Source organism: Kitasatospora sp. NPDC036755 (assembly GCF_040636595.1).
GTDB lineage: Bacteria > Actinomycetota > Actinomycetes > Streptomycetales > Streptomycetaceae > Kitasatospora.
On sequence record NZ_JBEZUT010000135.1, the window covers coordinates 1 to 22,041 of the forward strand.

The following is a 22,041-nucleotide window of genomic DNA, read 5'->3' on the forward strand; positions in this document are numbered from 1 at the left end:
ACTGGACGCCGCCGACCGCTTCGGCATCGGGGCCTCGGCGCTGTCCACCTTCTCGATCCTCCAGGTGCTGGTCTACGCGGCCATGCAGATCCCGGCTCGGCCGTGCCGGCGAGGGCGCCTCCGCCCGGGCGCTCGGCTTCCTCGGCGTGCTGCTCGGCGACGGCCACGACGTGGACGGCTTCGTCGGCGCGACGCTCGGCCCGCTGCTGGCGTACGACGCCCGGCGCGGCACCGAGCTGGTCCGCACCCTGCGCGCCTACTTCGACTGCGGCGGCAGCCTCACCCGGGCCAAGGACGAACTGCACGTCCACGTGAACACCGTGGTCCAGCGACTGGACCGGGTCGAGGCGCTGCTCGGGCGGGACTGGAGCCGGCCGGAGCGGTCGCTGGAGCTCCAGCTCGCGCTGCGCCTGCAGCTCCTCGCGGGCGGCTGAGCAGACGCCCGAGGGGCTGAGCAGGCGGGCGAGGGGGCCGGCGGACGGCCGGTCCCGGACGGCCGGTCCCGGGCGACCGGTCCCGGGCGACCGGAAGGTCCGACCGGGCCGGGGCGTACAGTGGCGAGGTTGGTCTCGAACGCCCGGCAAGGAGCACAGTGACGGTGAGCGAGCGAAGCGAGCGGACAGTCGGGGGCAGCGCGTCTCGCGACCGGGCCGCCGAGCGCGGCGAGGTGGGCGCATGAGCGAGAACGTGCGTTTCGTCCACATGGGCATAGGCGAGCGCCACGTCCCGTACCAGGAGGCCTGGGAGGAGCAGCAGCGGCTGCACGCGCTGCGGGTCGCGGACGAGATCCCCGACACCGTCCTGCTCCTGGAGCACCAGTCGGTGTACACCATGGGCAAGCGCACCAACCCCGCCGACCTCCCGCTGGACGGCACCCCGGTGGTCGAGGTCAACCGGGGCGGGGAGATCACCTGGCACGGCCCCGGCCAGCTGGTCGGCTACCCGATCGTCAAGCTGCCCGACCCGATCGACGTCATCGCCTACGTCCGCCGGCTGGAGGAGGCGCTGATCCGCACCGCGGGCGAGTTCGGCATCGGGTCCACCCGGGTCGAGGGCCGCAGCGGGGTCTGGGTGCTGGGGGAGTCCATCCCGGATGCCGTGGTGGATCCGGCTCAGGTGGTGGACATCGGCAAGCTGACCCTGCGGATGGGCCTGCCGCTGGGCATCGACCCGCGGCTGGCCGGCCCCGAGTACGCCCCGTCCAACGCGGGCCAGCGCGGGGACGACCGCAAGCTCGCCGCGATCGGCGTGCGGGTCGCCCGCGGGGTGACCATGCACGGCTTCGCACTCAACTGCGACCCCGACATGACCTGGTTCGACAAGATCGTGCCGTGCGGCATCCGGGACGCGGGCGTCGCCTCGCTCACCGGCGAGCTGAAGCGCGGGCTGTCCGCCGCCGAGGCGGCGCCGGTCGTCGAACGGCACCTGGCGGACGTCTTCGCCGAGCTGCCGGAGCCGGCACCCCACCGCTGACCCGTCCCGCGCCCGCGCCGACGGCCGCCGGAAAGTCCCGGCGGCCGCAGGGAATCTACCGGCCGGTAGCCATGTTGCCCTGCGATTGCAGGGCGGTAGGCCCGGCGAAGGCCGTACAACCACAGGCGTACCCTGGGGGTACCCCGTCTAGTTCTAGGAGTCGCACGTGTCCGCTGTCGCGCCCGACGGCAGGAAGCTGCTCCGCCTGGAGGTCCGCAACAGCGAGACCCCCATCGAGCGGAAGCCCGAGTGGATCAAGACCCGCGCGAAGATGGGCCCGGAGTACAACGCCCTCCAGTCGCTGGTGAAGAAGGAGGGGCTGCACACGGTCTGCCAGGAGGCCGGCTGCCCCAACATCTTCGAGTGCTGGGAGGACCGCGAGGCGACCTTCCTCATCGGCGGTGACCAGTGCACCCGCCGCTGCGACTTCTGCCAGATCGACACCGGCAAGCCCGCCGAGTTCGACCGCGACGAGCCGCGCCGGGTCGCCGAGTCCATCGTCACCATGGACCTCAACTACGCCACCATCACCGGCGTCGCCCGCGACGACCTGGAGGACGGCGGCGCCTGGCTGTACGCCGAGACCGTGCGCCAGGTGCACGCGATGACCGCCGCGCGCGAGGCCGGCCGCACCGGCGTCGAGCTGCTCATCCCCGACTTCAACGCGGTGCCCGAGCAGCTGGCCGAGGTCTTCTCCTCCCGCCCCGAGGTGCTCGCGCACAACGTCGAGACGGTGCCCCGCATCTTCAAGCGGATCCGCCCGGCGTTCCGCTACGAGCGCTCGCTGGACGTCATCACCCAGGCCCGCGCCGCCGGGCTGGTGACCAAGTCCAACCTGATCCTGGGCATGGGCGAGACCCGCGAGGAGGTCAGCCAGGCGCTGGCCGACCTGGTCGGCGCCGGCTGCGAGCTGATCACCATCACCCAGTACCTGCGCCCCTCGCTGCGCCACCACCCGGTCGAGCGGTGGGTGAAGCCCCAGGAGTTCGTCGAGCTCCAGGAGGAGGCCGAGGAGCTGGGCTTCGCGGGCGTCATGTCGGGCCCGCTGGTGCGGTCCTCGTACCGGGCCGGCCGGCTGTACCGGCAGGCGCTGGAGCGGCGCGAGCAGGCCGCGGTCTGACGGCACCGGTGCCGAGGCCGTGACGGCGTGACGGCGTGACGGCGGTCCGAGGATGACCTCCTGATCGTTTCAAGCCATGGGAAGGGCGGAGCTCCGGCTCCGCCCTTCCGGTTTTCACCACGCTTTGACCGGCTGGTCACGGACTGGTAACACGGTGTGGGGACACTGGGCGCCCGGTGGACGTTCGATTCTTCGCAGCCATCCCGGCCGTCGTGGCCGCGAGAGGAGCTGTTCGGCATGGGGATGCGGATCCGGTCGGTGGGGATGGCGCTGCGGTTCGCCGAGAGCGTGCTGCTCGCCCCCGGCCAGCGGCGGGCACGGCGCAACGCGTGGGCGGCGGTGTGCGAGAACCGCCGGTACGCGGCGGACCGCCGGCACGACCACGCGGCCGCGGGAGCGGGAGCAGGAGCGGGAGCGGCGGCCGGAACCACCGCGGGGCCGGGCGCCGGAACGCGACCGGGAACCGGTCCGGCGGGGACGGGCCCGACGGGACCGCGGTCCGTGCGGCGGTGAGGCGCCCGCGTCGCTCTGCGCGACGGCGTACGGGCGCACGGGTCACGGTTGGGGCGAACGGGTACCCGGGCTTGGATATCCCGTACCCGTGCCACGTACCATGAGCACTATGGCGAGGGAAACATCCGAGAACCCCGGACGGCTGCAGCAGATCCGTCTGGCGTACACCATGACCAAGAAGGTCGACACCAAGATCGGCCTGATCATCGCCGGCGTCGGCCTGCTGACCTTCGGCGTGTTCCTCGCCATCGGCTTCGCGATCGAGCATCCCGTCTACCTGGGCATCCTGGGCTTCATCGTGGCCGTGCTGGCCATGGCGATCGTCTTCGGGCGCCGGGCCGAGCGCGCCGCGTTCGGCCAGATGGAGGGGCAGCCCGGTGCCGTCGCGGCGGTGCTGAACAACATCCGGCGCGGCTGGAGCTCCAACTCCACCCCGGTGGCGGTCACCCGCAACCAGGACGCGGTCTACCGCGCGGTGGGCCGGGCCGGCATCGCGCTGATCGGTGAGGGCAACCCGAACCGGGTCCGCCAGCTGCTGGTCTCCGAGAAGAAGAAGATGGCCCGTGTGGTCGGCGACGTGCCGGTGCACGACATCGTGGTGGGCAACGGCGAGGGCGAGATCCCGCTGAAGAAGCTCCAGATCCACCTGATGCGCCTGCCCCGCGCCATCACCGCGGCCCAGGTCACCGAGACCAACGACCGCCTGCGCGCGCTGGGCGACCTGCTCTCCAAGGCGCCGATCCCCAAGGGTCCGATGCCGAAGGGCGCCCGGATGCCCAAGGGCGGCCAGGTCCGCTGATCCGCTCCCTCCCCTGACGACACGAGAACGGCCCCGCCGCGGAAGCTCCGCGGCGGGGCCGTTTCGATGTTCCGGCGTCCTGTGTGTTCCGGCGTCCTGCGCGCTCCGGCGGTGCGTCCGCCGTCCCGCGCCGGGCGGCGAACGGCGGGCGCTAGATGCGGACCTCGACGGTGCCGACCGCCTTGTCGTGCAGGCCCCGGGTGTCACGGTCCCAGACCAGCGGCGGCACCACCAGGCAGAGCAGCAGGGTGCGCAGCAGGACCTGCGGGATGGTGGCGCGGCGGCCGTCCAGGCGGACGACCCGGAGGCCGAACAGCCGCTTGCCGACCGTCGTGCCGGTGGTGGACAGCAGCAGGGCCGCGACGACGAAGAACAGCGGGCTGGTCCACAGGTTGGCCTCGGCCTGGTCGCCGCGGGCGATCAGCCCGTACGAGATCAGGGCGACGAGCCAGCCGTCGACGAACAGCGCCCCGATCCGGCGGCCGGGCCCGGCGATCGAGCCGGGGCCCTCCTTGGGCAGCCCGAGGCGCTCGCCGCGGTGGCCGAAGTCGGCGCCCATCTTCTCGGCGGCCGCCCGGGGGCCGTCGATCCACGATCCCAACGCTTCTCTGGTGTCCACGAATCCACACTAACCGGGCTGACGGCCCGCGCCCCCACCGGCTCCCCTCCGGCCGGGGCATCGTCCCCGACCGGGTGAATCGCCGTTCCGGGGCTTACCAAGTGGTCCAGACCACTTTTGGGAGGGTGCCCAGCTGGGCGGGGTGATTTGTACCGTCCCGTACGACTTTGCCAGCCGTCCGAGGGTCGCGGTTAACATCGAGGAAACGAGCGGGTCACCGAGTGGAAACGACCCATTCCTATGGTGAGCCCAATTCGCACGCCGAGGAGGATGGATGTTCAACAACGCCGCCGAAGTGAAGCAGTTCATCCAGGACAACGACGTGAAGTTCGTCGACGTCCGATTCTGCGACCTGCCGGGCGTCTTGCAGCACTTCTCCGTACCTGCGGCGACCTTCGATCCGTCCGAGATCCTGATGTTCGACGGCTCGTCGATCCGCGGCTTCCAGGCCATCCACGAGTCCGACATGGCCCTGGTGCCGGACCTCGCCACGGCCCGCCTCGACCCCTTCCGGGCCGAGAAGCACCTCAACATCAACTTCTTCATCCAGGACCCGGTCACCGGCGAGGCGTACAGCCGCGACCCGCGCAACGTCGCCAGGAAGGCGGAGGCGTACCTGGCCTCCTCCGGCATCGCCGACACCGCGTACTTCGGGCCCGAGGCCGAGTTCTACGTCTTCGACTCGGTCCGCTTCGAGACCAGCGCCAACGCGTCCTTCTACCACATCGACTCGGAGGCCGGCGCCTGGAACAGCGGCGCCGCCGAGGGCGACGTGCGCGGCTACAAGGTCAAGTACAAGGGCGGGTACTTCCCCGTCCCGCCCGTCGACCACTTCGCCGACCTGCGCGCCGAGATGTCGCTGGAACTCGCCAAGGCCGGACTGGAGGTCGAGCGCCAGCACCACGAGGTCGGCACCGCCGGCCAGGCCGAGATCAACTACAAGTTCAACACCCTGCTGCACGCCGCCGACGACCTGATGCTGTTCAAGTACATCATCAAGAACGTCGCCTGGCGGAACGGCAAGACCGCCACCTTCATGCCGAAGCCGATCTTCGGCGACAACGGCTCGGGCATGCACGTCCACCAGTCCCTGTGGACCGAGGGCTCGCCGCTGTTCTACGACGAGCAGGGCTACGCCGGACTCTCCGACACCGCCCGCTACTACATCGGCGGCCTGCTCCGGCACGCCCCCTCGCTGCTGGCCTTCACCAACCCCTCGGTGAACTCCTACCACCGCCTGGTGCCGGGCTTCGAGGCGCCCGTCAACCTGGTCTACTCGCAGCGCAACCGCTCCGCCGCGATCCGCATCCCGATCACCGGCTCCAACGCCAAGGCCAAGCGCATCGAGTTCCGCGCGCCGGACCCGGCCTCCAACCCCTACCTGGCCTTCGCCGCCATGCTGATGGCCGGCCTCGACGGCATCCGCAACAAGATCGAGCCGCTGGAGCCGGTCGACAAGGACCTCTACGAGCTCGCCCCCGAGGAGCACGCCAACGTCCCCCAGGTGCCCTCCTCGCTCCCCGCCGTCCTGGAGGCCCTGGAAGCCGACCACGAGTACCTCCTCGCCGGCAACGTCTTCACCCCGGACCTGATCGAGACCTGGATCGACTACAAGCGCACCAACGAGATCGCCCCCATCGCCCTGCGCCCCCACCCGCACGAGTTCGAGCTCTACTACGACCTCTAAAGGGCCGGCCTCCGTCCTCCGGGGACGCAGGCCGATCGCTCGTCGCGCGCGACGGCCCTACGCGGCGGTCTTCACGTGGCAGGCCGGTCGTGCGCGGCTACAGCCGTCGGCGCCGGTGCGGGGCAGCTGCCCGTGCGCGGGCGGGGTGTGCCGCACCGGCGCTATCCCATGTGATGAACAAGGCCCAGAACGCCGCCAAGGAGCTCGTGGAGGACGCCCGCAAGACGGCCGCGGACGGCGGCGAGTCCGCGTTCAAGGACTGCTGCCACCTCATGCGGGACGACTACGTCCCCGCCGTCGTCGCGGCCGACGCCTGCCGCAAGGCCCCGAAGCAGCACGGGCGGTCCTCCCAGAACCCGGCAGCGGCACCGGCCCCTGCCGGGTGGCGGAAGCTCCAAGAGGCCGGGTTTCAGAGGGAGTTGAGGGCTGAGACCAGGCTCGCGACGGTGACGGTGTTGAAGACGAAGGCGATGACGGAGTTGGCCGCGACCGTGCGGCGCATCTCCCGGGAGAGCACGAGGACGTCGGTGGTGCCGAAGGTGGTCATCAGGGAGAGGGCGAAGTAGAGGTAGTCGAGCCAGGTCGGGGGGCGGCCGCCGGGGAACTCCAGGGCCCGTTCGTCCTCCACCAGGTTGTCGGCCTGGAAGGCGACCGCGAAGGAGACCGCGACGCAGGCCCAGGCGAGCACGACCAGGGCGAGGGCGATCAGGGCGCGGGGTACCGGGGCGAGGTCGGAGCCCAGGTGGCCGGGGCGCCAGACCATCGCGACCAGCAGGGCGGCGGCCGCGATGGCGATCGAGACGCCCGGCCCGGGGGCCGACCCGAGGACGTAGCGCTGGAGCATCGTGCCGCGTTCGGTGCGCCGGGCCCAGGCGCGCACCCGCTCGCCGGAGGCGGTGGAGAAGACCACCGAGGTGATCGCGAGGTACGGGAGGAGGTAGGCGAGCAGCACCAGGACGCCCACGTCCGCGCCCGACACCCGCCACCAGCCGTCGTCCAGGACGGACAGCAGCAGCGCCGTGCCCGTCGCGATCAGGATGCTCGTCGTCGCGCGGCGGCGCTCCGACAGCCAGCGGTCGGCTCCCCCGCCGGCGGGCGGGGCGTTCATTCCGGGAGGGGTGGCGGCGCGGTGCGGACGACGGCCAGGGCGGCCACCGCGGCCGCGAAGCCGATCAGGGCGCCGGCCGTGACGTCGCCCGGGTAGTGCACGCCGGTGTGGACCCTGGAGTAGCCGACCGCGAGCGCCAGGGCCCCGAGCGGTACCGCCAGCGGCGGCAGCAGCACGCCGACGGCGGTGGCGAAGGCCGTCGCCGAGGCCGTGTGGCCGGACGGGAAGGAGGCCGACTCCGGCATCGGTACCTGCCGGCCGACGACCACCCGGGCCTGCTCCCGGTCGGGCCGGGGGCGGCGGACCAGCCGTTTGCCGACCAGGTTCGCCGTCACGGAGGCCAGGGCCACCGCGCCGGCCCCGGCCACCGCCGCCTGCCGGGGGCGGCCCGGCCGCAGGGCGAGCAGCGCGGCGACGGTCAGCGAGATCTTCGAGTGGTCGGCGGCCCGGGAGAGCCGGCGCAGCGCGGAGTCGAGGGCCGGGGTGGGGGTGGCGGCGACGGCGCCGTAGACGGCTCCGTCGAGCGTCCGGAGGTCGGTGAGTACGGCGGTGGGGAAGGACGGGGCGGTGGCGGGGGTCGGGTCAGTCACGGGTCGGTCCTCCGTCGGTCGGCGCCTGGCCGGCGGGCGGCTCCTCGGCGGCCGGGCCGGAGCCGCCGGGATGGCGCTCGTCGCGGCCGAGGGCGAGGTCGGCCAGGCGGTGCCAGTCCACGGGCGGCGCGGGAGCGGAGACACCGGGCCGGTCGTGCGGGACCAGGACCCGCAGGGCCCGCGGGCGCAGCGTGCACACCACCGGGACCGGCATCCGCAGCGCGTCGCCGTCGATCGCCACCGCCGTCTCGTCCCCGCTCCCGGTCACCTCCACCCGCCGCGCGGTCAGCGCCCTCAGCCCGGTGGACCTGGTGCCGCGCAGGACCACGTCCGCGGCCTCGGCCACGCCCGAGACCCGGATGCCCAGCACGCCGAGTTCGCCGCCGTCGAGCCGGGGGCGGCGGTCGCCGATGCCGAGGCCCTCGGTCGAACCGTACGGGTTGTTGCTGACCAGCAGCGCCTGCTCGCCGGTGAGCACGGTGGCGTCGGCCCGGGCGTCGACGCGCGGCGCGCTCTCGCCGACCAGCAGTTCGGGCAGCAGCGCCAGCACCGTTCCGACCTTGTCCTCCCGGTACTCGGGGCTCTGCACGATGTCGGCGTACACCCCGAAGGAGACGGTGTTGACGAAGGCCCGGCCGGAGGCCTCGCCGAGGTCGACCAGCAGTTCGTCGCCGCCGGTCAGGGCGGACAGGGCGCTGGGCGGGTCGGCGCGGTCGAGACCGAGGTCCATGGCGAAGTGGTTGCGGGTTCCGGCGGGGACCACCAGGAACGGCAGGCCGTTCTCGGCGGCGACGGCCGCGACCTCCGCCAGGCTGCCGTCGCCGCCCGCCACGCCGAGCAGGTCCGCGCCCTCGGCCACGGCCGTACGGGCCAGCGCGGCGAGATCGGCACGGGTGGAGTGGTCGAGCAGGACCACCCGGGCGCCGAGGTCCTCCGCCCGCTCGACCAGCCCGTAGCGGCCGACCTTCCCGCCGCCGGACTTCGGGTTCATGAACAGGACCGGCCGCCGCGGCCGGGGCGCGGGATAGGCCCGCATCGGCGGCTCCGGGGCGGCCCGGCGCAGCGCGGCGCGGGCGAGGGCGAGGGCGGCTCCCCAGCACGCGACGAGGACCAGGGCCGTCAGCCACAGCCGGTGGTGGGCGAAGAGCACCAGCACCGCGACCGGCGCCGCGATCCCGACGAGCAGCCCGAACACCCGGACCGCGCCCCGGTAGGCCAGGAACCACCAGGCGCCGGCGGCCCAGACGACCAGCCCGAGCAGCCCCGCCCCGACCACCAGCAGCCCGCCCTCCCCCAGCGCGAACAGCAGCATCCCCAGGGCGCCCGCCGCCGCCAGCAGGGCGCCGCGGGCGAGCAGCCGCGCGCCGCCGCCCGCGTCGGTGCCCGCCGTCCGTGTCCCGTCGATCTCGTCCTCCAGCGCCACGACGTCCCCGCGCCACGACTACGGACCCCGGCGGGGCCCGGTCGTTGCCAGCAGCCTGCGCACTCCCGCCTCCCCGGGCATCCCGGCGGGGCCGTCCGGGCGACGGGGCGGCGGGGCGGGAGCGGGCGGTACGGCAGGCGGGCGGTACGGCAGGCGGACGGACAGCGGACAGACGGCGGGCAGGCGGTACGACGGCTACGGAACGTCCGGCGTGAGGGCGAGGACGGCGAGGTCGTCGGCGAGCAGACCGGCGTACCGGTGGACGTCCTGGGCCAGGAAGGAGACCACCCGGTCGGGGGCGGTGCTGCCGAGGGCGGCCAGGCGGGGGGCCAGCGGGTAGAAGGCGCCGGTGGTGTCGCGGGCCTCGCTGACGCCGTCGGTGTAGAGCAGGACGGTGTGTCCCCGGGGCAGCGCGACGGTGACCGCCTTGCTGAGTTCCTCGGCGGGGCCGAGGTGGCCGAGGCCGAGCGGGAGCTCGTCGGCGCAGGCCACCGGGGATATGCCCCCGCCGCCGAGCAGCAGCGGGGTGGTGTGGCCGCGGTTGACGATCTCCACGCAGTCCGAGCCGGGCCGGTACTGGAGCAGGACGGCGGTGACGAACAGCTCGTCGTCGCCCCGGTCGGCGGCGTCGCGCAGCACCGCGCGGTCCAGCTGGTCGGCGAGTTCGACGAGCCCGGGGGTGTCGTACGCGGCCGCCCGGAACGCGCCGAGGACGTCGGCGACGGTGCGGACCGCTTCCAGGCCCTTGCCCCGGACGTCGCCGAGCAGCACCCGCACGCCGAAGCGGGTGTCGCACACCTCGTACAGGTCCCCGCCGACCAGCACGTCGGCCTGGGCCGGGCGGTAGAGGCCGGCCACCCGCAGCCCGCCGGCCCGTTCGGGCACCGGGCGCAGCACGGTGCGCTGCAGGGTCTCGGCGACCGTACGGGCCTGGAGCAGGTTGCGGTTCTGCCGGGTGCGCTGCCAGGACAGCGCGGTGCCCATGACGCCGGAGAGCAGGGTGGCGATGTAGACCCAGACGTGGTGCTGCTCGTTGACGTGGCCCGCGCGCAGCGCCAGGACGAGCTGGAGCCCCAGGGAGCCGGCCGTGGTGACGGCGGTGAGCGCCGGTCCGTAGCTGAACGCGGCCACCACGGGCAGCGCGGTCAGCAGGAAGCCGGCGGCGACGGCGTCCGGGACGACGGCCTCGGCGACCAGGTCCAGCACCAGCAGGAGCACCGGCAGCCAGGGCACCCACCGCGGCGCCTTGGGCTCCAACGCCGCGGGGCGCGGCTGGCGGGGTGCTGTGGGCACGGCGGACCTCCTGGCAGGCGGCCGTTCCGGGTGATCGGTCCGGGCGATCGGTCCGGAATGGCCGGTTTGGTCCCTCCATGCTCCCCCACCGGCGGCCCTGCCACGAACGGCCGAACGTCCCGGTCACCGGGGTCGGAGGTGCCGGTCGCCGACCCCGGGGACGGAGTGTCAGCGGACGGTCACCGGCAGGGTCTCGAAGCCGCGCAGCACCAAGCGGTCGCGCCGGGTCGGGACGCCGCCGGGGGCGAGCCGGGGGAAGCGGTCCAGCAGCGCGGGCACCGCGACCTCGGCCTCCAGCCGGGCCAGCTGGGAGCCCAGGCAGAAGTGGGTGCCGCCGCCGAAGCTGAGCGGCTGGCTGTCGGTGCGGGTCGGGTCGAACACCTCGGGCCGCTCGTACCGGGCCGGGTCGTGGTTGGCCGAGCCGATCAGCAGGGTCACCGCGGCGCCGACCGGGATCGGCAGGCCCTCAACGGCCAGGCCCTCGTCCAGCGCGACCCGCCCGGTGGCCTGGACCGGGGAGTCGAAGCGCAGGACCTCGTCGGTGAACCCGGCCGTGGTGATCGCGCCGCTGCGCAGCCCGGCGGCCGCGTCGGGGTGGCGGAACAGCAGGGCCAGGCCGTTGCCGAGCAGGTTGGTGGTGGTCTCGAAGCCGGCCACCAGCAGCAGGACCAGGTTGGCCAGCAGCTCCTGGGCGGAGAGCCGCTCGTCGTCGGCCGCCGCGATCCGGGCCAGGTCGGTGACCAGGTCGTCCTGGGGACGGACCAGGCGCTCGGCGGCCAGTTCGGTGAAGTAGCGGGCGAGCTCGTCGGCGGCCTCGTCGGCGGCGGCCAGATCGTCCAGGTCCTGGACGATCTCCAGCGCGACGGTCAGGTCGGAGGCGAGGGCGCGGAAGCGGTAGCGGTCCGGCTCGGGGACGCCGAGCAGCTCGCAGATCACCCCGACGGGCAGCCGGAAGGCGAAGGCGTCCATGAAGTCCACCGGCGAGCCGTCGGCGCCCTGCTCGGCCATCCCGTCCAGCAGACGGTGGACCGCCGCCTCGACGGCCGGACGCAGCGCGGCGACCCGGCGGGCGGTGAAGACCGAGGCGATCAGCGAGCGGACCCGGGGCTGGTCGGGCGCGTTGCGCTGGAGGATCGAGTGGCCGAACAGGGTGAGCGAGGCGTGCGCCACGTGGTCCGGATCCAGCCCGGCCATCATCTCGGCGGACGCGACGCCGAAGGCGGGCGTGCGCAGCACCCTGTTGACCGCCGCGTAGCCGCTCGCCACGAACATGCCCTCGCCGGCCGGGACGACCGGGCCCAGTTCGCGGGCCCTGGCGTACAACGGGTACGGGTCGGTCCTGACCTCCGTGCTCATCAACTGCTCGATGATCGCCGCGCCGTCCATCGGGGCTCCCCTCCCGAGATCACGGTTCCCGGCCGGTCGTCCCGACCGGTCCACCTGGTCGCGCTTCCCGCACCGCGCTCCCCCATCGGTCAACCTCCGGTGGGGGCAGTGGAGTTCCCGTACGGACCGGATCGCCCGGCGGGGCGGGCCGGACGGGCGGGGGCCGCTCGGTAGGGTGACCGGCATGGAGATCTGGATCAACCCGCGGTGCGGCAAGTGCCGGACCGCGCTCGGCGAGCTGGACGACGCCGGGGTCGAGTACACCGTGCGGCGCTACCTGGAGGAGCCGCCGACCGCGGCCGAGCTGGTGCGGGTGCTGGAGCGCCTGGGCCTGGAGCCGTGGGACATCACCCGCACCGACGAGCAGGCCGCGAAGGACCTGGGCATGAAGGACTGGCCCCGGGAGGCGGGTGAGCGGGACCGCTGGATCGCGGCGATGGCCGAGCACCCGATCCTGATCCAGCGCCCGATCATCACCGCGGACGACGGGCACGCCGTGGTGGCCCGCACCCCCGAGGCCCTCAAGTCCGTGCTGCCGTAGCGGAGTTCGCGGCGCAGTCGGCCGGTCAGTGGACCTGGATCCGCTCCACCGGCCGGCCGGGGTGCCAGTTGAGCACCAGCAGGTGGTCGCCCTCGACCGCGGTGTGCACCACCTGGTCGAGCTCCAGCCGGAAGGCGTGGAACGGGCCGGGCGGCGGCTCGGGCAGATCACCGGCGAAGGCGGCGAGTTCGGTCTCGTCGGTGACCTCCACCGCCCGGCCGGAGACCTTGGAGTCACCGCCGGCCATGGTCTCGTCCCCCGGGTGCGCGTGCAGGGCGAAGCGGGCGTCGCGCTGGAGGTCGCGCGCCTTGACCGCGCCGTACATCGACCCGATCCACAGGTCGGCGCCGACGAAGTCGACCTCCGTCCCGCTCACCCGGGGCGATCCGTCCTTGCGCAGCGTCGCCAGGACGTGGTGCTTGTTCGCCTCGAACCGGGCCCGGACCAGGGGCGCCAGGTCGGGGGCCTCGTGCTCGAAGTCCTGCCAGGTAGCCATGGCGCCAGTCTGGCACCCGGCACCGACAGCCGCCGTGCGGACCGGGCAGCACCCGGGCGGCAGCGCCGGGCGGGTGCATCGGGCCGGCGCCGCCGGGGCGGGAACGCCGACCGGGGGCCTCGTCGGGGCCGGCAGCCCCGGGCCGCTGTCGGTGGCCGGTGCCACACTGGCGGGGTGACCACCACGACCACGTACATCGCCTTCCTGCGGGCCATCAACGTCGGCGGCCGGACGGTGCGGATGGAGCGGCTGCGGGCGCTCTTCACCGAGCTCGGGCTGGGGGACGTCCGGTCCTACATCCAGAGCGGCAACGTCTTCTTCACCACCGACGAGCCGGACCGCGCGGCGCTCACCGCACGGATCGAGGCGCACCTGGAGGAGTCGCTCGGGTACCCGGTGCCGGTGCTGCTGCGGACGGTGGACGAGGTGGCCCGCATGCTCGCCGCCGAGCCGTTCCGGGGCGTCGAGGTGACGCCGGACGTCCGGCTGGTCGTCGCCTTCCTCTCCGAGCCGCTGCCCGAGGAGCTCGCCCTCCCCCACCGCTCGCCGAAGGGCGACGTCGAGATGCTCGGCGCCGATCCGGGGGCCGCGTACCTCGTGATCCACCTGAGGGACGGCAAGTGGGTCACCAAGGAGATGTTCGGCAAGGCCTACCGCGGCGCCGTCACCTCCCGTTTCCTGCACACCACGGAGAAGATCCTGGCCGCGGCCCGCAAGGCCTGACGGCCCGTACGGCGGGCCGCGACGGCTCGGTCGGCGGGCCCGGAGCGAGCGGAACCACCCGCCCGAAAAGGGCGTCTGGACTGCCGTGACGTACGAATCCCGCGCCCGCGCACGGCGTGATCTGGACAGCCGGAGCCGCCCGCGCCGACAATGCGGCCATGACGACGCCTCCTGAGCTCCCGGTCGGCCCGGCCGGTCCGGCCGGCGCGGTCCGGCCCTCCGACGCCGAGCGGGACCAGGCGCTCGGGGTGCTGCGGGACGGCGCGGGCAGCGGGCGGCTGTCGCACGACACCTTCCTCGGCCGGATGGACATCGTCCTGCGGGCCACCAGCCGCGACGAGTTGGACGCGGCGGTGGCCGGACTGCCGACCGGCGGACCGGTCGAGCGCTTCGTGCTGCGGACGGTCGGCCGGGTCTCCGCCTTCGGCGGCCGGATGGGCCGGGCCTGGCGCACCGAACGACTGCCGGGGCTGAGCCTGCCGCAGGCCGGGGCAGCGCAGTTGACGATCGGACGGCTGCCCGGCTCGGGGCTGCGGCTGCACGACGCCTCGGTGTCCCGCCACCACGCCGAACTGCGCCACGAGCAGGGCGGCTGGGTGCTGTACGACCTCGGCTCGACCAACGGCACCCATGTGAACGGGCGCCGGATAGCGGGCGGCGTCCGGGTCGGGCCGGGCGACCAGGTGCGGTTCGGGAACCTGGAGTTCCGGCTCGCCGCGCTCTGATCCGGCGGGGTCCGCGGGCCCGTCAGTGCGGGAACTGCCGGGGCGGCCGCTGGTGCGGCAGCTCGTCCTGGAACTCGGCGATGACGGTGGCTACCTGGCGGGTCAGCACGGTGCGCTCCAGCCGGTCCAGGTAGCGGTTCTCGGCGGCCAGCGCCTCGACGGTGACACCGAAGTAGAGCGTCATCAGCGGATTGACGAAGAGCTCCTCGCCCTTGGTCCGCTCGGTGAAGCGGACGTCGCCGAACTCGCCGCGCAGCGCCGCCGCCACCGAACCGTGGACGATGCTGGGGTGCTCCGGGAAGGCGGCCCGGGCGTGCTCGACGGCGTCCAGGTAGAGCGCCCCCTCCCGGCTGTCGCGCGGGACGGAGAAGGCGCCGAGGTAGCCGCCGGCCCGGTCGATCGCGGCGAGGTTCTCCAGCACCAGCGCGTGGTTGACGCCGTGGTGGGCGTCGATGCCGAAGCCGAGGCAGGCGACCAGCCGCTCGGGCACCTCGGTCAGGCCGGCCACCGCGGCCAGGCTCGACATGTCCTCCTCCGGGGTGCCGAGTCCGGCCTCGTCCCCGCGCATCAGGATGTCGGTGCCGCCGTCGACCAGCAGGACCGCGTCCACGCCCAGGCGGCGGACCAGCGCCCGGTAGGCCTCGCGCAGCGGCTGGACGCCGACCGTCGGGAAGGCCCACACGGTGTCGGGCATCCCGTGCAGGTTCAGCCAGCGGGCCAGGGTGCGCTCCGGGAAGTAGCCCTCGGGGGCGGCGGTGTCCGGCCCGATCCGGGCCACCTCGGGCTCCACCCAGACCTCGCGGGGCAGGCCGTAGAGGTGGGTGAAGGAGAGGTTGGCCAGGTGCACCTCCTTGCCGGCGGCCCGCAGGGCGAGGGCGATCGGCAGCCCGGCGTACACGTCGAACCCGCCGCCGGCCCCGGCGATCAGGATCCGCTCGGCGGCCAGCAGCCGGGTGATCAGCGGCGGTTGCAGCAGAGAAGTCACCGGCGGACGGTAGCAGGACGGCGGTGCCGCCCACCTCCAGGATTCACGGACCGTCGGTGTCAGTGGCGGGTGCGAGGATGCGGGCATGACCGAGGAGACGGCTCTCACCACCCCCGACGTGCTGCGGGAAGCCCAGGAGCGGGCCCGCGAGTTGATCCGGTGCGGCTTCCAGGAGCCGGCCGAGATAGCCGAGTCCCTGGTCGATGTCCTCGACGACCAGGGGCTGACGCACGAGGAGGCGGAGCGGATCGTCGCTCCGCTGTGGACGGCGCGGCTGGCCGAGCAGGCCGGCTGGCCGAGGACCACCGACGTGGACCGGCTGGCGGACGCCTTCGACGCGCTGGAGGACGAGGGCATCGTCGCGGCGATGGACTTCACCTGCTGCGCGGGCTGCGGCTACGCCGAGATCGGCGGCGAGGCCGCGGAGGACTCGGTCGGCTTCGTCTTCTTCCACCAGCAGGACACCGAGGCGGCGGCCGCCGGGCGGGGTCTGATGCTGCGCTACGGCGGGTTCCGCACCGGGGAGGAGGCGGCCGAGGTCTCGGAGCGCCGGACGGTGGAGGTCGGCCGGGCGGTGGTCGCCGCGCTGGAGGCGGTCGGACTTCCGGCGGAGTGGGACGGCTCGCCGCACACGGCGATCCGGGTCGCCCCGCTGGAGTGGCTCAACCGCCTGCCGGAGTAGGTGCCGCGAGCGTTCCGTCGGCGCGCCGGGCGAGCCCAACCGGGCTCCGACATATGCCGGAGGCCCATGCCACGCGCGTAGATCAACGGCCCGCGAAAAGCGACCGGGCTCAGTCGGCGATCCTCCCCAGGCTGTCGAGGTCGAAGCCGGTCCCGTCGACCGGGCCGTCGACCGGGCCCCACAGCGGCGAGGTGCAGCGCTGGTAGGTCGCGTGCCAGTGCGGCCAGTTGCGGGCCACGTCGTCGTCGCACTCGGCCAGCAGCCGCTCGACCGTCTCGGGCTCCACGCCCTCCAGCAGCCAGGCCAGCGCGTCCGCCATGCCCGGACCGTCCGCCAGGCGCAGCAGGTCCAGCAGCTCGCCCAGCCCGCCGAGCCGGGAGCCCTCGGCGATCACCCGCTCCATCCGGGGCAGCAGCTGCCGCTCCTCGATCCGCAGGTGAGTCTCCAGCCGGGCCGCCAGGTCCTCCATCGCGTACGCGACCGGCCAGGCGCTGCCGGTGTCCCGGCTGGCGATCCGCACCAGCGTGGTGACCCGGGTGAAGGAGTGGTCCAGGTTGTGGTGGTCGTCCTCCAGCCAGTTGAGCAGCAGCCGCAGCTCGGGCGCGAAGCGGCGCACGATCGGCCAGAGCCGGGTGTCCTGCTGCTCGTGGTGGCAGGTGAGCATCGCGGTGACGAAGTTCCAGTGCCGCAGCAGCGCCTCGCCCTTGTCCTCCTCGTCGGGCTGGAGCAGCCGCAGCGCGTTGGGCAGCCGGGCGAGGTCCCGGCGCAGCGCGGCGTGCACCAGGCGCAGCCCGGCGAACCGCATGGTGGCCGGCTCGTCGCCCGAGGGCCGTCCGAACGCGTCCGCGCCCAGCGAGTCGGTTCCGGACTGGCCCTGCGGGGGCACGGTGGGGACGGGCTGGGTCACCAGGTGGATCGACATGGCACTCTCTTCACGGCTTGGGGCACGGCGGGTGGCGGCGGCCGGTGGAGGACCGCCCCAGCCAAGGTGCTCGCAGTCGATCAGAAGCGAATCAATGTCCGATTGACGCGCAGGTCACGGGCCTGCGAACGGACGGCGGATCCGTACGGGGGAACACCGGCGGACCACGGCGAAGGCCGCCGGAACAGCCGTTGGAGCAGCCGCCGGAGACGCCCGGGAGGAGCCGTCGGAGAGTCGCCAGAAGCCGGGAGCCGAGAGCCGGGAGCCGGGAAGCAGAACCGCCGGTACGGGGAGCGCGGGCGCGTCCCCGGCACCGGCGGCACGGGTGGGAGCAGGTCGGGGCAGGGGCCTCAGTCGGCTTCCGGGCCCGCCAGGTGGGCGGTGAGCCACACCAGGGTGTCCGGGATCATCTTCTTGAAGTCCGAGGTGAGGTGCTTGCCGCCGGGCTGCTCGTGGTACTGGAGGCTCACCGGCGGCACCGCCTTGTCCACCCAGCTCTTGACCACCTTGGTCTCGTACGGGTTGGCGCCGCCCGCGGTGACCAGCATGCTCACATCCGCCTTGCCCTGGGTGACCAGCACGTCCGGGTTGTTGGCGGCCCGCTCTGCGTCGTGGCCCTTCCACAGCCCCGAGTCCGGGATGAAGTAGCCGTCGATCGGCACTGCCGCCTTGTAGACCTGCGGGTACTGGAGGGCGAGCTTGGCGCTGCAGAAGCCGCCGGTGGAGGCACCCATCACGCCCCAGCCGTCGCGGCCCTTCACGGTGCGGAAGTTGGCGCGGACGAAGTCCGGGATGTCCTCGGCCATCCAGGTGGCCATCTTGGGCTGGCCCGGGATGTCCGAGCAGTCCAGCGCGTTCTTCTCGTCGCTGTTGAAGTTCTGCACCGGCATGACCATGATGAACGGGTGGGACTTGCCCTCCTTGACCAGGCGCTCGTTCTCCTCCTGGATCGGCAGCTGGTTGTCGGTCCAGGTGTTGTAGCCGTTGCTCTGGCCGCCGGCGAACAGGGTGAGCACCGGGAAGCCGGTCTTGGCGTACTTGGGGTCGTTGTACTCGGGCGGCAGCCAGACCCAGACCTGGCCGGTGACGCCGGACTTCGCACCGGTCAGCTTGGTCATCATGATCGGGCCGGCGCCGGTGTCCCGGGACTTGCTGAGGTTGGCGGCGGGCCCGGTGGGCATCAGCACCTTGCCCGCGGCGGCCGGGCTGCCGGTCGCGGCCGGGCTGGTGCCGGTGCCGGTGGCGCTCGGGCTGCCCGCCGCGCTGCTGCCGGCGGCGGTGGCCTTCGCCGTGGCGCTGTCCCCCTTCCCACCGCCGGAACTCCCGCAGGCCGCGAGCGAGGCGGCCAGAGCGAGCACGGCGGCGCCGGACAGGACGGCGCGGGAACGGGACGACTGCCTAAGCACGGTGAGGACTCTCCGACCGAATGTCACGCCCGGTCCGTCTGACCGGGCGGCGGCCCCCCGGTGGGGCCGGACAGACCGGGGCAGAGCACTGGTGCGTCCCCCGGAGCGATGGCGCGCCGCCCCTCGCGGGGGTGCGCCTTCCTGCGATCTTATGACGTGGGTCGGGTCGGCCCGGTTGCGCGGTGGCCACCGGAAATCCAATGTTTGTTCGCGATCAGGTAAAGCCCCTCACCACTCCCGCCGGTCGGCGGGGGCCGGATGGCGGGGGTGGCCGCCGGCCCCTCGCCGAACCGTCCGGATTCCGGGGGTTTCGACCCGTGACGGCGGCCCGGCGATCCGCGACGATCTCCGGAGCGGGCCCGACGGGAGGCCCGGGGCCGACCGGGCACGGTCGTCGAGGAGGGTGCCATGAACCAGCGGATCGCCGTCGTCACCGGGGCCGGGAGCGGCGTCGGCCGGGCCGTCGCAGTCGAACTGGCCGCGGCCGGCTGGCGGACGGTACTGGCCGGCCGGCGGCCCGGGCCGCTGTGGGAGACCGCGGGGCTCTGCGCCGCCCCGGCCGACGTGGTGCCGACCGACGTCACCGACCCGGACGCGGTGGACGCGCTGTTCGCCGCGGCCGCCGGGGGCCACGGCCGGGTGGACCTGCTGTTCAACAACGCCGGCGCCTTCGGGCCGGCCGTCCCGGTGGAGGAGCTGGCGGTCGAGGACTGGCGGGCCGTGGTCGACCTCAACCTGACCGGCGCCTTCCTCTGCGCCCGGGCCGCGTTCCGGCAGATGAAGGCGCAGGACCCGCCGGGCGGCCGGATCATCAACAACGGCTCGATCTCCGCACACGTCCCGCGCCCGCACTCGATCGCCTACACGGCGACCAAGCACGCCGTCACCGGTCTGACCAAGTCGCTGTCACTGGACGGCCGTCCGTACCGGATCGCCTGCGGGCAGATCGACATCGGCAACGCGGCGACCGACATGACGGCGGCGATGGGTGCGGGCGTGCGGCAGGCGGACGGCCGGATCGCCCCCGAGCCGACCATGGACGTGGCCGACGTGGCGCGCACCGTGCGGCACATGGCCGGGCTGCCGCTGGAGGCCAACGTGCAGTTCGCCACGGTGATGGCGACGGCGATGCCGTACATCGGGCGGGGGTGACGGACCGGCCCCCGCCCGCCCGGGCCTCGCGGGGGTCCGGCTCCCGTGGGAGCCGGGCCTCCGCCCGAACGCCCCGGCGGGGGTCCGGCTCCCGCGCCGGGCCTCAGGGCCGCCAGGTGTCGTTCAGCGCGACCGTCCCGCCCGAGGGCACCGTGGCCGTCCGGTTGGCGCCGGACTCCCAGGTCACCGCGCCGCTCGCGTCCTTGCGGACGTACTTGTACTGGAAGGACGTGCCGGCCGGCAGCGACAGCGACAGCGACCAGACCGGGTAGCCGGACGAGGAGAGCGGCAGCGCCTTCGCCGGGTCCCAGCCGCCGAGCGCGGCGGCGTCGCCGACCACGTAGACGTTCTGCCCGACCGAGGTGGTGGCGTTGACGTTGAAGGAGGCGGCGGAGACGCTCGTGCCGGGCTGGACGTACAGCGCGACCGCGTCGCCCGCGCCGACCGTCGCGGTGAACTGCCCGTTGGCGCCCACCTGGTACGTCGGCCCGGTGCAGCCGCCGCCCGTCTGCGGGTCGCCGTGCTGGACGTCGCAGTAGGTGCCGGCCGGCAGCCCGGTCTGGAAGGTCCGGGTGATCGCGCCGGTCTCGTGGTTGATCGCGACGTAACCGCGGTTGCCCCGGCCGAAGGCGATGGCGTTGCCGCCGTTGGACCACCAGTCGGTCACCCCGGTGCCCGCCACCGCGTTGCGGAAGCCGACCATGTTGGCGACCTGCCGCCAGGCGTGGGTGCAGTTCCAGCCGTCCTGGTAGCAGGCGTTGACGGTGCCGCCGTTCGGCGGGCCGTCGTCCCTGTTGGTGAAGGAGTAGCCGGAGTAGACGTTGGGGGCGGCGTACGGCGAGGCCAGCAGGAAGACGTTGGCCAGCGTGTAGGTGTTGCCGTAGGTGTAGTTGAGGGTGGATCCGTTGCGCTCGGTGTCCCAGTTGTCGACGAAGGCGCGCGCCTGGCCGCTCGGCAGGTAGCCCCAGGAGGCGCCCCAGCCGCTGAGGTTGGCGAGCTTGTCGGTGGTGAACATCCGCTTGAGGTCCATGCCGACCCGGAACTCGTCCACGTCGCCGGTGCCGGTGTACTCGGTGGGCTGGACGGGCTCGCCGGCGCCGTAGATGACCTCCTGGACCCAGTAGGCCCTGGGGTTGGCCATCCTCGCCTTGATCGCGGCGAGGTCGGCGGCGGCGATGTGCTTGGCGGCGTCGACCCGGTAGCCGTCCACGCCGAGCGAGGCGAGGTCGTCCAGGTAGTGGGCGATGGTGGTCTGGACGTACGCGCTGCCGGTGTCCAGGTCGGAGAGGCCCTCCAGCTCGCAGTTCTGGACGTTGCCGCGGTCGTGGTAGTCGGTGATCGGCTGGCGGCAGGTGTGGAAGTCCTGGTCCTGGTACGTGCCGGGGTAGTTGTACTTGGTGTACGCGGTGCCGCCGGTTCCGGTGCCGGAGCCCGCCGACATGTGGTTGACGACCGCGTCGGCGATCACCTTGACCCCGGCCGCGTGGCAGGCGGTGACCATGTTCTTGAAGGACGTGCGGTCGCCGAGCCGTCCGGCGATCCTGTAGCTGACCGGCTGGTAGGAGGTCCACCACTGCGCGCCCTGGATGTGCTCCTGCGGCGGGGAGACCTCGACGAAGCCGTAGCCCTTGGGGCCGAGGGTGGAGGTGCAGGCCTGGGCGACCGAGTCGAAGCGCCATTCGAAGAGGGTGGCGGTGACGTCCTTGCCGTTGTCGGCGGGCGGGGCCGCCTGGGCGGCGGGGGCGCCGAGGGAGGTGCCGAGCGAGAGCGCGAGCGCCGCCGAGGCGGCGAGCGCGCCGGCCGCGCGGGCGGGCCTGGGGGTCCCCACGGCCGAAGGCCGGGGGAGGGTGGGGGCGGTGGTGACCACGTCGTCTCCTGGGGGTGGCTGGGGTGGGGCAGCCGAAGGGGCGAAGCTGCAGGAACTTGCTGCAACTTGCCGGAAACTTGCAGCGCTGAACCTAGAGGTGCCCGCAGGGACCGTCAAGAGTTTCGCCACGCCTCAGGAGATACGTTTCTTCGCCCGCCACCGCCGCACCGCCGCACCGCCGCAGGACCACACCACCGCCCCGACGCACGACAAGGGCCCGACGCACGACAAGGGCCCGACGCACGACAAGGGCCCGGCAGCCGTAGCCACCGGGCCCCTCACCTGTCCTGGTTCACCGGCCCGTCAGGAGCCGGCCCGGGCTCAGCCGGTCTGGATGGAGGTGTCGTCGACCACGAAGCTGGTCTGGAGCGAGGCGTCCTCGGTCCCGGCGAACTTCAGCGTGACCGTCTGGCCCGCGTAGGACGACAGGTCGAACGTGCGCTGCTGGTAGCCGGCCGCGGCGTCCACGTTGGAGTAGGTCTTCAGCGCGGTGCCGTTGACCGACACGGTCAGCTTGTCGTACGCGGTGCT

21 protein-coding genes and 1 pseudogene are annotated in these 22,041 nt (G+C 73.4%); 10 read left to right on the top strand and 12 right to left on the bottom strand.

All coding sequences use genetic code 11. The annotated features are described in order from the left end of the window. The 4 genes from AB0E96_RS20940 to AB0E96_RS20955 form a co-directional block, all read left to right on the top strand. Nucleotides 1-434: helix-turn-helix domain-containing protein (locus tag AB0E96_RS20940; RefSeq protein ID WP_359825739.1), on the top strand; the 434-nt coding region annotated here is incomplete at its 5' end. A gap of 241 nt (nucleotides 435-675) precedes the next feature. Next, entirely contained in the window at nucleotides 676-1,473 is a 798-nt protein-coding gene (gene lipB, locus AB0E96_RS20945) for a lipoyl(octanoyl) transferase LipB (protein ID WP_359825740.1), read from the top strand. 166 nt (nucleotides 1,474-1,639) lie between these two features. Next, nucleotides 1,640-2,593 carry a lipoyl synthase gene (gene lipA / locus AB0E96_RS20950; RefSeq protein WP_359825743.1) on the top strand — a complete coding sequence of 318 codons (954 nt, stop codon included), beginning with the start codon at nucleotides 1,640-1,642 and terminating at the stop codon, nucleotides 2,591-2,593. 622 nt (nucleotides 2,594-3,215) lie between these two features. Then, nucleotides 3,216-3,905, top strand: coding sequence for a DUF4191 domain-containing protein (locus AB0E96_RS20955; protein WP_359825745.1), 690 nt, complete (start codon nucleotides 3,216-3,218; stop codon nucleotides 3,903-3,905). Nucleotides 3,906-4,056: 151 nt separating this feature from the next. Here AB0E96_RS20955 and AB0E96_RS20960 read toward each other — a convergent pair whose 3' ends face one another. Beyond that, complete coding sequence (locus AB0E96_RS20960) at nucleotides 4,057-4,524, bottom strand: RDD family protein (RefSeq protein ID WP_359825747.1); 468 nt, start codon at nucleotides 4,522-4,524, stop codon at nucleotides 4,057-4,059. 274 nt (nucleotides 4,525-4,798) lie between these two features. Here AB0E96_RS20960 and glnA point away from each other — a divergent pair, with 274 nt between their 5' ends. Further along, entirely contained in the window at nucleotides 4,799-6,211 is a 1,413-nt protein-coding gene (glnA, locus tag AB0E96_RS20965) for a type I glutamate--ammonia ligase (protein ID WP_359825750.1), read from the top strand. Between the two features lie 409 nt (nucleotides 6,212-6,620). Here glnA and AB0E96_RS20970 read toward each other — a convergent pair whose 3' ends face one another. The 5 genes from AB0E96_RS20970 to AB0E96_RS20990 form a co-directional block, all read right to left on the bottom strand. Further along, nucleotides 6,621-7,319 carry a DUF1345 domain-containing protein gene (locus AB0E96_RS20970; protein WP_359825753.1) on the bottom strand — a complete coding sequence of 233 codons (699 nt, stop codon included), beginning with the start codon at nucleotides 7,317-7,319 and terminating at the stop codon, nucleotides 6,621-6,623. Then, on the bottom strand, nucleotides 7,316-7,909 hold the full coding sequence (locus tag AB0E96_RS20975) for a phosphatase PAP2 family protein (protein WP_359825756.1): 594 nt from the start codon (nucleotides 7,907-7,909) through the stop codon (nucleotides 7,316-7,318). The genes AB0E96_RS20970 and AB0E96_RS20975 overlap by 4 nt, the downstream gene beginning before the upstream one ends. Further along, complete coding sequence (locus AB0E96_RS20980) at nucleotides 7,902-9,332, bottom strand: diacylglycerol kinase family protein (protein WP_359825758.1); 1,431 nt, start codon at nucleotides 9,330-9,332, stop codon at nucleotides 7,902-7,904. Before AB0E96_RS20980 ends, AB0E96_RS20975 begins: the two co-directional genes overlap by 8 nt. Before the next feature lie 195 nt (nucleotides 9,333-9,527). Beyond that, nucleotides 9,528-10,625, bottom strand: coding sequence for a PP2C family protein-serine/threonine phosphatase (locus AB0E96_RS20985; RefSeq protein WP_359825761.1), 1,098 nt, complete (start codon nucleotides 10,623-10,625; stop codon nucleotides 9,528-9,530). Nucleotides 10,626-10,793: 168 nt separating this feature from the next. After that, entirely contained in the window at nucleotides 10,794-12,011 is a 1,218-nt protein-coding gene (locus tag AB0E96_RS20990; protein WP_359825764.1) for a cytochrome P450, read from the bottom strand. Nucleotides 12,012-12,195: 184 nt separating this feature from the next. On the opposite strand from AB0E96_RS20990, the gene AB0E96_RS20995 reads away from it, so the two are divergent. Further along, the gene (locus AB0E96_RS20995; protein WP_359825766.1) at nucleotides 12,196-12,552 is read left to right on the top strand and encodes an arsenate reductase family protein; all 357 of its coding nucleotides are present in this window, start codon (nucleotides 12,196-12,198) and stop codon (nucleotides 12,550-12,552) included. A 25-nt stretch (nucleotides 12,553-12,577) separates the two neighbouring features. On the opposite strand, the gene AB0E96_RS21000 is transcribed toward AB0E96_RS20995, so the two are convergent. Then, entirely contained in the window at nucleotides 12,578-13,048 is a 471-nt protein-coding gene (locus tag AB0E96_RS21000; protein WP_359825767.1) for a pyridoxamine 5'-phosphate oxidase family protein, read from the bottom strand. 174 nt (nucleotides 13,049-13,222) lie between these two features. Here AB0E96_RS21000 and AB0E96_RS21005 point away from each other — a divergent pair, with 174 nt between their 5' ends. Together AB0E96_RS21005 and AB0E96_RS21010 are read left to right on the top strand one after the other, a co-directional pair. After that, on the top strand, nucleotides 13,223-13,771 hold the full coding sequence (locus AB0E96_RS21005; RefSeq protein WP_359825769.1) for a DUF1697 domain-containing protein: 549 nt from the start codon (nucleotides 13,223-13,225) through the stop codon (nucleotides 13,769-13,771). A gap of 158 nt (nucleotides 13,772-13,929) precedes the next feature. After that, the gene (locus AB0E96_RS21010) at nucleotides 13,930-14,496 is read left to right on the top strand and encodes a DUF1707 and FHA domain-containing protein (RefSeq protein WP_359825772.1); all 567 of its coding nucleotides are present in this window, start codon (nucleotides 13,930-13,932) and stop codon (nucleotides 14,494-14,496) included. Between the two features lie 22 nt (nucleotides 14,497-14,518). Here AB0E96_RS21010 and AB0E96_RS21015 read toward each other — a convergent pair whose 3' ends face one another. Continuing rightward, entirely contained in the window at nucleotides 14,519-15,481 is a 963-nt protein-coding gene (locus tag AB0E96_RS21015; RefSeq protein ID WP_359825774.1) for a DUF1152 domain-containing protein, read from the bottom strand. 85 nt (nucleotides 15,482-15,566) lie between these two features. Here AB0E96_RS21015 and AB0E96_RS21020 point away from each other — a divergent pair, with 85 nt between their 5' ends. Next, nucleotides 15,567-16,163, top strand: a complete 597-nt coding sequence (locus AB0E96_RS21020; protein ID WP_359825777.1) for a hypothetical protein — start codon at nucleotides 15,567-15,569, stop codon at nucleotides 16,161-16,163. Nucleotides 16,164-16,272: 109 nt separating this feature from the next. On the opposite strand, the gene AB0E96_RS21025 is transcribed toward AB0E96_RS21020, so the two are convergent. Continuing rightward, nucleotides 16,273-17,085 (bottom strand): hemerythrin domain-containing protein, encoded by an 813-nt coding sequence (locus AB0E96_RS21025; protein WP_359825779.1) that lies wholly within the window; start codon nucleotides 17,083-17,085, stop codon nucleotides 16,273-16,275. A 350-nt stretch (nucleotides 17,086-17,435) separates the two neighbouring features. Next, a complete protein-coding gene (locus AB0E96_RS21030; protein WP_359825781.1) occupies nucleotides 17,436-18,491 on the bottom strand; it encodes an alpha/beta hydrolase-fold protein in 1,056 nt (351 codons plus the stop codon). A 408-nt stretch (nucleotides 18,492-18,899) separates the two neighbouring features. Here AB0E96_RS21030 and AB0E96_RS21035 point away from each other — a divergent pair, with 408 nt between their 5' ends. After that, the gene (locus AB0E96_RS21035; RefSeq protein ID WP_359825784.1) at nucleotides 18,900-19,643 is read left to right on the top strand and encodes an SDR family oxidoreductase; all 744 of its coding nucleotides are present in this window, start codon (nucleotides 18,900-18,902) and stop codon (nucleotides 19,641-19,643) included. 103 nt (nucleotides 19,644-19,746) lie between these two features. On the opposite strand, the gene AB0E96_RS21040 is transcribed toward AB0E96_RS21035, so the two are convergent. Both AB0E96_RS21040 and AB0E96_RS21045 read right to left on the bottom strand, forming a co-directional pair. Next, nucleotides 19,747-21,471, bottom strand: a complete 1,725-nt coding sequence (locus tag AB0E96_RS21040; protein ID WP_359825786.1) for a carbohydrate-binding module family 20 domain-containing protein — start codon at nucleotides 21,469-21,471, stop codon at nucleotides 19,747-19,749. A 360-nt stretch (nucleotides 21,472-21,831) separates the two neighbouring features. After that, nucleotides 21,832-22,041, bottom strand: a pseudogene (locus AB0E96_RS21045) (hypothetical protein); the annotation flags it as partial.

Coding starts and splice junctions, on each gene's coding strand:
- glnA (WP_359825750.1), top strand. CDS start 4,799: ATGTTCAACAACGCCGCCGAAGTGAAGCAGTTCATCCAGGACAACGAC.
- AB0E96_RS20970 (WP_359825753.1), bottom strand. CDS start 7,319: ATGAACGCCCCGCCCGCCGGCGGGGGAGCCGACCGCTGGCTGTCGGAG.
- AB0E96_RS21025 (WP_359825779.1), bottom strand. CDS start 17,085: ATGTCGATCCACCTGGTGACCCAGCCCGTCCCCACCGTGCCCCCGCAG.
- AB0E96_RS21020 (WP_359825777.1), top strand. CDS start 15,567: ATGACCGAGGAGACGGCTCTCACCACCCCCGACGTGCTGCGGGAAGCC.
- AB0E96_RS20990 (WP_359825764.1), bottom strand. CDS start 12,011: ATGGACGGCGCGGCGATCATCGAGCAGTTGATGAGCACGGAGGTCAGG.
- AB0E96_RS20955 (WP_359825745.1), top strand. CDS start 3,216: ATGGCGAGGGAAACATCCGAGAACCCCGGACGGCTGCAGCAGATCCGT.
- AB0E96_RS21035 (WP_359825784.1), top strand. CDS start 18,900: ATGAACCAGCGGATCGCCGTCGTCACCGGGGCCGGGAGCGGCGTCGGC.
- AB0E96_RS20995 (WP_359825766.1), top strand. CDS start 12,196: ATGGAGATCTGGATCAACCCGCGGTGCGGCAAGTGCCGGACCGCGCTC.
- lipB (WP_359825740.1), top strand. CDS start 676: ATGAGCGAGAACGTGCGTTTCGTCCACATGGGCATAGGCGAGCGCCAC.
- AB0E96_RS21000 (WP_359825767.1), bottom strand. CDS start 13,048: ATGGCTACCTGGCAGGACTTCGAGCACGAGGCCCCCGACCTGGCGCCC.
- AB0E96_RS21010 (WP_359825772.1), top strand. CDS start 13,930: ATGACGACGCCTCCTGAGCTCCCGGTCGGCCCGGCCGGTCCGGCCGGC.